This window comes from Methylomonas lenta, assembly GCF_001644015.1.
Taxonomy (GTDB): Bacteria; Pseudomonadota; Gammaproteobacteria; order Methylococcales; family Methylomonadaceae; genus Methylomonas; species Methylomonas lenta.
On record NZ_LUUI01000125.1, the window covers coordinates 19,697 to 27,997 of the forward strand.

Genomic DNA, 8,301 nt, shown 5'->3' on the forward strand with positions numbered 1-8,301 from the left:
TTTGAGGGGGATGTATGGGAGCTTTAGAAGAAACCGGTGGAAATATGGCTTTTAATGGTGTTTTTTTTGGATTGGCTATACTGGCATTTCTGCTGTTATTGGTAATTGAAAAAAAGAAACCTTATCGTCTATTTTCCCGGAAAGTTTATAAAGAGTCTGTTGTTACGAATACAACTGCTTTTTTAGTTAATAATGTTATTCTAACTGTTTTAAGAGCCTCATCTTTATTTATAGTTGCGCAACAATTTTCTTCCATTGGTTTGTTGGGTGGCATGCAAAATGGCCCTCTAAAATGGCTTTTAGCTTTTGCTTTTTTTGATTTTGCTATTTTTGCATGGCATTTTGCAAGTCATAAATACGAATGGTTATGGCGATTCCACAAGGTGCATCACAGCGATAAAAGTTTTAATGTTTCTACAGGTTTCAGGTTCCATGTTCTCGATTTATTGCTGGAAATTGTTTATAAATGTATTTTTGTAGTCGTAATTGGTGTGGATGCCTATTTGGTGTTATCTATTGAAATTATTGAGTTGTTTTTCATATTTTTTCATCACGCTAATATTCGGGTGCCTAATGAACAAGCTATATCGCAATATATCATTACACCTTGCCTACATAGAACCCATCATTCGACAATACGTGCAGAGCATGACAGTAATTACGGTATCGTATTATCAATCTGGGATCGTATTTTTGGTACCCGCAAAGAGCTTGTGCCAGCAAATATAGGGCTAGACTTAATTGAAGCTGAAAACTTTATTCAATTATTTTCGCTGGCATTTATTACCGAAAGAAAATTTAAAAAATTATTTGGACTTATTCCTAAAGGCAAAAAATAATATATTAACGGCCACACCATCAGGTGACTTCGGGATGATTATAAAAACACAAAAATCCATACCTGCAAGTGAAATTACTGATCCATCAGTGTTTCAACAGCGGAGAACGATAATCAAAGCTATGGCTGCAACTATGTTGCTACCTTCTGTTAATACTATGGCATCGGTAACCAAAGCTAAGCCACATTGGACTAATCTGACTAATAGTGAATTATCAGGACAATTTGGCCCGGAAACGCCAGCGGAAATTTCCAGTAATTACACTAATTATTACGAGTTTTCTTTTAACAAGGAAGATTCCACCGAATTAGCTCAAAATCTGCAAACAGATAACTGGTCTGTAGAGATGACTGGCGAAATTGAAAAGCCGGGTATTTATCATTTAGAAGATATTCTTAGTCAGCAAACCTTACAAGAATATATTTATCGTTTTCGTTGTGTCGAGGCTTGGTCCATGGTAATTCCGTGGGTTGGTTTTCCTTTGTCTGCGGTAATCAAAACTGTAAAGCCTTTATCTACTGCGCGGTTTGTCAAATTTACCACCGTTTATCAGCCTGAGGTCATGCCGAAACAGCGCATCAATGCCATGCTGGATTGGCCTTATGTGGAAGCGTTACGTATGGACGAAGCCATGCATCCTTTAACGATCTTGGCGGTGGGTATGTATGGTGATGTTTTACCCAAACAAAACGGTGCCCCTTTGCGTTTAGTGGTGCCATGGAAATACGGATTCAAAAGTATTAAGGCCATTACAAAGATCGAGTTTCTGAAAAGAGGGCCTTTAACGACCTGGAATCAATTTGCTCCTGATGAATATGGCTTTTATGCCAACGTCAATCCATCGGTACCTCATCCGCGTTGGAGTCAATTTAGTGAGCGCCAATTAGGTAGTGGTTTTTTTACGCCGCGCCGGGAAACAGAATTGTTTAACGGTTATGGTGAGCAAGTCGCCTCATTGTATGGCGATATGGACCTACGGCATTTTTTCTAATGTTATTTCGAATCAATAACGCCTGGATAGTAATATCAATAACCTGTTTATTGCCTTTGTTTTGGTTATTGCTGGATATTATGAATAATAATTTGGGCTCTAATCCAATTGAAGCCATTCATATTCGATCAGGAGATTGGGCTTTGCGTTTTTTATGCTTGACGTTAGCCGTCACTCCCCTACAGACCATGACAAATTGGCGAGGTATGGCCGATTATCGGCAAATGTTGGGTTTGTATGCTTTTTTTTATGCCACCTTGCATTTATTGGGTTATTTATATGTCGATCATGCCGGCTTATGGAGCATGATTGGTATTGATATTTTGCAAAGTACTTATATCTGGTTTGGTTTGGTTGCTTACATTATTATTATTTTATTAGCAATAACATCACCAAAAGTAGCCAAAAAACGCTTAGGTAAATATTGGAAAAAGCTGCACCGATTTATCTACTATGCTGCCGGAGCTGCCATTATTCATTATTTCTGGCAATTAAAAGGTAATTTATTTCAACCTTTATTCTACTTGACCATCATTGCATTTTTACTCGGTTTTAGGGCCCTGGTTTGGTTTAAAAATCGCCAACTGACTAGATTGATGATACCCAAAGGTAAAAAAATCACTGAGGAAAGCAACGACGCTGTTTAGGAAATTTATAACACTTTCTTTATTTAGTCTGCTACGGAGTAATGACTATGTCGAACCAATCTATCTTGATCACAGGTGGCACTGGGTTTTTAGGCAGTGCATTAGCATTTAAATTATTACATGCGGGTAAACATGTCGTAGTGTTTGGTCGCAGTTCGGATAAGATCGTTCGTACTTTTGGTGATCAGGTGCAAGCTGTAAGCCAGATTTCCGATTTGCCTGATGCGGGTAGTTTCCAGGCCATTGTTAATCTGGCAGGTGCCGGTATTTTCGATCAACGCTGGAATGACAAACGTAAGCAGGTTTTACGATCTAGTCGCATCCAGTTAACCCAACAACTGGTCGATTGGATAGCGGGTTCCGAGCAAAAACCAGACGTGTTGCTAAATGGCTCGGCAATTGGGATATACGGTGAGCATGGCGATGAGGTGCTGACAGAGCAAAGCACTCAGGTGGTCGATTTTTCTCAACAACTTTGTGCCGATTGGGAAGCGACGGCCCTACAAGCCGAAGCCTTGGGCGTAAGAGTCTGTTTAATCCGTACCGGATTAGTGTTAGGGCAGGACGGCGGTTTGTTAAAGCGTATGCTTTTGCCGTTTAGAATGGGTTTGGGCGGTCGGTTGGGAAATGGTCGGCAATGGATGTCCTGGATACATCTGCAGGATTGGTTGGCGCTAGCGCAACTGATGTTAGAAAACTCGACCATGCAAGGTGCTTATAATGCATCAGCCCCGGCACCGGTTACCAACGCAGAATTTAGCGCGGCTTTGGCCGCTGCTTTGAATCGGCCTATGCTACTGCCTCTGCCGGAAATTGTCCTAAAACCTTTGTTGGGTGAAATGTCAGCCCTGATACTTGGTAGTCAGCGTGTTTTACCTAAGCGTTTAATAGATCAAGGTTTTGAATTTCAATTCCCCCAACTGGATTTGGCCTTACAAAATCTGTTGAACTAAAAAAATAAAAAACCATGCTTATTGACAGTCTATCGCTATTATTTGCTTACACTTCATTCATAACCTGGCTAGAAGCCTTGATGGTCGGGTCGGCCTTGGCCGTATTGATTTATGCCATAACGCCAATACCTGCGCTGGATAGCCAAGAACGCACGCCTGCAACCTTGTATTTTTATTTGCAATGGAGTTGGTTAGGGTATTTGAAATTAAAAGACGCGTTTTGGCCATTTTTTATCTTGTTTAATGGGGTCCTGTTTTACATCGATTACCGGGTGCAAGATGGCAGCTTTACCGTGGCGAGCTGGATCACCATGCATATCATTATGGCCATGCCATTGATTTACTGGACTGGTGCGGTCTGGCGCTGTTCTAAAAATAGTGCCTCCAGAATATGGCCTACAATCGCGCGCTGGATGACCGTAATGGCTTATTGTGACTACGCTTTACGCTGGGTAATCTATCAGTACTTTCCCAATATTCTGTTCAATTGCCAACAAATGATTATTCAGTGGGGCGATTGCGTTTAATCGTTTATGCAAAAACGCTATGTAAAATCATTGTTTATATTTCGCCGCGATTTAAGGCTGTTTGACAACTCAGGTTTAAATGCGGCTTTGCAGCAGTCCGAACAGGTGATAGCGGGGTTTATTTTCGACCCCAGACAGATTGAAAGCCATCCCTATCAAAGCCGGCCTGGCTTGCAATTTATGCTGGAAGCTTTGGTGGATTTGCAGCAACAATTTTTACAACAAGGAAGCAAGCTCAATTTGTTTCATGCTGAGCCCGAGGTATTGATTAAACAACTATCTCAGCAGCAGGGTATTGATGCTGTGTTCGTCAATCGTGATTACACGCCCTTTAGTCGCCAACGTGATGCGGATTTGCAGCAGGTTTGTGATGAACAAGAGCTGGATTTTCATAGCGTTGCAGACGCTTTATTGAACGAGCCGGAACAGACGCTAAAAGCTGATGGTTCGGCATATAAGGTGTTTACTGCATTTTATAATCGTTCCCGTCAGTATCCTGTGGCTTTGCCGCAGCCATTGGCATCCGGCTGTTTGATTGGAATAGAGGGCGCTGATCAGGACGATCTAATAGGTCGTTCAACCCAAAGCCATCAGAATGCAGTGTCAGGTGGACGCAAAGCCGCTTTGGAAAAGCTGGATGCGTTAGCCTCATGCATCGATTACAGTCAACAGCGCGATTTTCCGGCGCTCTCGGCTACCAGCGAGTTATCGGCTTATCTAAAGTTTGGCTGTTGTTCAATACGAGAAGCCTATTATGCGGTAGTTGAAAGTCTGGGTAGCGAACACCCCTTGTTAAGGCAGTTTTACTGGCGGGATTTTTTTACCCATATAGGGTTTTATTTTCCGCAGGTATTTGGTCATGCTTTTCACCAGCAATACGATGCTATTGCATGGCGCAACAATCCGGATGAATTCCAGGCCTGGACGCAGGGTCGTACTGGCTTTCCCATTGTGGATGCCGGTATGCGCGAATTAAATCAAACCGGTACTATGCATAATCGGGTGCGAATGATAGTGGCTTCATTTTTAGTCAAGGATTTACAGATTAGCTGGCGTTGGGGCGAACGCTATTTTGCCCAGCATTTATTGGACTACGACCCTTGCGTGAATAACGGTAATTGGCAATGGGCAGCTTCCACAGGCTGTGATGCTCAACCTTATTTCCGCATCTTTAATCCATGGTTACAGCAGAAAAAATTTGATGCTGATTGCCTGTATATCAAACGCTGGTTGCCGGAATTACTTGATTATTCGCCCAGTGTGATTCATAACTGGTACAAAAAACCTTTGGCTTGCGACTATCCGCCGCCCATGCTGGAACATGGTTTGCACAGTCAGCAAGCCAAGACCTTGTTCCAGAATTGCCCTAAACCTTAACGGGATAATATGCTGATGTTACGACTTTTGATCTTGATTTGTGGTTTATTGTTGACGTCTTGCACCGGCGTTCCTGATGGAGTAAAACCCATTACTGGGTTTGAATTACAGCGTTATCTAGGTACCTGGTACGAGATAGCCAGACTCGATCATAGTTTTGAACGCGGCCTGACTCAGGTATCCGCCGAATACAGTCTGCGTGATGATGGCGGCGTAAAAGTTATTAACAGTGGCTACAATGCCGCAGAAAATCGGCGCAGTTCAGCGGAAGGCCGCGCGTATTTTATTGATGGTCCTGATGTGGGACGCTTGAAAGTATCATTCTTTGGGCCGTTTTATGGCGCCTACAACATTATCGCCCTGGATAAAGCGGACTATCAATATGTGATGATTGCCGGTAACAGCAAAGACTATTTATGGATTCTTGCCCGTACGCCGACTCTAAATCAAGCGGTTCTTAAACAATTAGTTCAACAAGCCAATACGCTGGGCTTTCCAACCCAGGATTTAATTTACTTACAACCCCAAGATTAAACATGGACACAATTTCTGTCGGTATCAGCAGTTGTTTGCTGGGCAATCTGGTGCGTTACGATGGCGCACATAAATATAACAGCTATATAGAACGTACTTTGGGCCAGTATTTTCAATTTCGAGCCTTTTGTCCGGAAGTGGAGGCAGGCTTGGGTACGCCGCGCCCGGCGGTGCAACTACGGGAAGTTGAGCAACATATACGCGTAGTCGGGGTGAAGGATCACAGTCTGGACGTCACCGAAGCCTTACAACAAGTAGGCGAAAAACAGCGCAGCTGGTTGGAAGGTTTGTGCGGATATATTCTAAAAAAAGATTCACCCAGTTGCGGGATGGAGCGGGTTAAAGTATATAAAAACGATATTCCGGCGCGAGGCGGGGTAGGGGTGTTTGCCGACTACTTGCAACAACATTTTCCAACCTTGCCGATTGAAGAAGAAGGTCGGCTGGGCGATCCAGGGCTGCGGGAAAACTTTATCCAGCGGGTATTTGTGCGGCATCGTTGGCAGCAAATGCTTCAACAACCCTTATCGGCACATGCTCTGATGACTTTTCATAGTCAACACAAACTGATTGCCATGAGTCATGATCAGAATCGGGCCAAACAGCTTGGCAGGCTGATTGCCGACGTGCGGGCCGATAATATCGATACTATTGCTCAGCGCTATATTGTCGATTTGATGGCCTGTCTTAAAATTGTGGCTACCCGAGGTAATCAGGTCAATGTACTGCAACATATACAAGGTTATTTAAAGCAAAATATTGATAGTGATGATAAGCAGGAATTGATAGAAACCATTGAAACCTACCGTCAGGGTAGCGTACCCTTGATTGTACCTTTGACCTTATTACGTCACCATTTCCGAAAACAGCCGGATGCTTTTATAGATGCTTCTTTTTACATGACGCCGCATCCGGCAGAATTATCGTTACTCAACGAGATATAAGTCTGCCGTTATATAATGCCCATTTTAAAATTAGCTCAATTGACTTGGTCTGATTTCCCAATAATTATAAAAGGAACCTGTTATGGAAGCTCTGCAAAAGCTCGTGCCCTATTATCAAGAACTACTGCAAAATTGGTATCAATTGACCCTGGATAATCGGGAATATGCCATTTGTTTAGCGGTTTCCGTTTGGTTGATCACAGCTGTTTTTTATAGCATTCGTATTGGCTTTTTGAAAAGAAGCAACGCTAAGCTTCTAAAAGACAAAACTGCAACCCAAACTAGCCTGGATGAGACTAAGGAAGAATTGCAAACCCTGCAACAACAATATACAGAAGCGAATGAACGCATGGAACAGGCGGTCGAGAAAGCCGAAACCGAATCACAGCATTTACAGGCCAGCAATAATCAGCTGGCCAATAGCTTGGCAACCATGGTTGATTGTTTTGAACTAAACCAGCATAACCTGCCGGCTGCCGAGTCAGAAAATCTACTGACCGAATATGAAGCGGTAGTGGCTAGAGTGCTTGAGCGTTTCCAAACCGAACAGCAGGCTAAAACCCAATTACAATTGACGTTTCATGCAGAAACCGCAAAATTGGCTGAAAAAGAAATGCTGGTCAGTAGTTTACAAAACCGCCTAGATACCCAGACCCAACAATTGGCTAAATTAGAGTTGGCGATAGAGCATTACGAAGACGCGCAACGTCAGTTGGAAGCCGATAAGCAGCAGTTAGCCAAAGATATGCAAACACGTCAGGATGAAGTGGCACAGGCACTGGCATTGGAAAAACAAAATTTAGCGGCTATTCACAGTCAGGCACAAGCCGTATTGGTTGATAACTATGCCGAGCCTGTTACAAATCCTGATATCAGCAAGAAAGCCGTTGAAATCAATCAGCCAGAACCGGTTAAAACCGAGCCAAAATCGCCAGCGCCGATTTCACCCGTATCTGAAACCAGCACTAAACAGCCAACAGAAACAAAATCACAACCAGACGACTCGGGCAACAAAATGAAAGGCCTGTTTGGTAAAGCTATGGACAAAATCGCCAAAATGGATGAAAAAATGGGCAGTCCAGGCAAAGTTGATGCCAAGTCAGATCAATCTGAGGTTGCAGCGGCTCAATCGGTGGCTGAACCCGTAACCAAGGTCGAGTCTGTTGAATTAGCTGAAGCTGATAAGACCAAACCCAGCGAAAGCCAGGGTTTAACTGAGAAATTTTCCGGCCTGTTTAGTGGATTCAAGAAGTCCGCAGACAAACAGTCCAAGCCTTTAAAAAAGGAAACTGTCTCAGTAACTCTTGATGACTCAGAATTGAAAGCAGGGGCCGTTGAAAAGACTGATAAGGTAACCTCCAAACTTTCAGGGCTTTTTGGTAAATTGAAGTCGAAAAAATAAAGCCATAAGTGTCGGTTCAAATTTGTATTGAACCAAGACATTCATGGTTGACATTCAAGATAGTACCCTAAAGTGGACCCCGAAATC

The 8,301-nt window shown here is 43.1% G+C and carries 9 protein-coding genes; all 9 read left to right on the forward strand.

Annotated elements, in window-relative coordinates:
- Positions 1 to 14 precede the first annotated feature (14 nt).
- The 9 genes from A1359_RS15090 (at position 15) to A1359_RS15130 (ending at position 8,214) form a co-directional block, all read left to right on the forward strand.
- Entirely contained in the window at positions 15 to 839 is an 825-nt protein-coding gene (locus tag A1359_RS15090; RefSeq protein WP_066984819.1) for a sterol desaturase family protein, read from the forward strand.
- Positions 840 to 873: 34 nt separating this feature from the next.
- Complete coding sequence (gene msrP / locus A1359_RS15095; protein ID WP_066984822.1) at positions 874 to 1,830, forward strand: protein-methionine-sulfoxide reductase catalytic subunit MsrP; 957 nt, start codon at positions 874 to 876, stop codon at positions 1,828 to 1,830.
- An 80-nt stretch (positions 1,831 to 1,910) separates the two neighbouring features.
- Positions 1,911 to 2,477, forward strand: coding sequence for a protein-methionine-sulfoxide reductase heme-binding subunit MsrQ (locus tag A1359_RS15100; protein ID WP_232322273.1), 567 nt, complete (start codon positions 1,911 to 1,913; stop codon positions 2,475 to 2,477).
- Between the two features lie 47 nt (positions 2,478 to 2,524).
- Complete coding sequence (locus A1359_RS15105) at positions 2,525 to 3,430, forward strand: TIGR01777 family oxidoreductase (protein WP_066984828.1); 906 nt, start codon at positions 2,525 to 2,527, stop codon at positions 3,428 to 3,430.
- Positions 3,431 to 3,444: 14 nt separating this feature from the next.
- The gene (locus tag A1359_RS15110; protein ID WP_066984831.1) at positions 3,445 to 3,957 is read left to right on the forward strand and encodes a hypothetical protein; all 513 of its coding nucleotides are present in this window, start codon (positions 3,445 to 3,447) and stop codon (positions 3,955 to 3,957) included.
- Between the two features lie 6 nt (positions 3,958 to 3,963).
- On the forward strand, positions 3,964 to 5,334 hold the full coding sequence (locus tag A1359_RS15115; protein WP_066984837.1) for a cryptochrome/photolyase family protein: 1,371 nt from the start codon (positions 3,964 to 3,966) through the stop codon (positions 5,332 to 5,334).
- 15 nt (positions 5,335 to 5,349) lie between these two features.
- Positions 5,350 to 5,868 (forward strand): lipocalin family protein, encoded by a 519-nt coding sequence (locus tag A1359_RS15120; RefSeq protein WP_066984854.1) that lies wholly within the window; start codon positions 5,350 to 5,352, stop codon positions 5,866 to 5,868.
- Between the two features lie 2 nt (positions 5,869 to 5,870).
- Entirely contained in the window at positions 5,871 to 6,812 is a 942-nt protein-coding gene (locus tag A1359_RS15125; protein WP_066984840.1) for a YbgA family protein, read from the forward strand.
- 82 nt (positions 6,813 to 6,894) lie between these two features.
- Positions 6,895 to 8,214, forward strand: a complete 1,320-nt coding sequence (locus A1359_RS15130) for a hypothetical protein (protein ID WP_066984843.1) — start codon at positions 6,895 to 6,897, stop codon at positions 8,212 to 8,214.
- Positions 8,215 to 8,301: the final 87 nt, after the last annotated feature.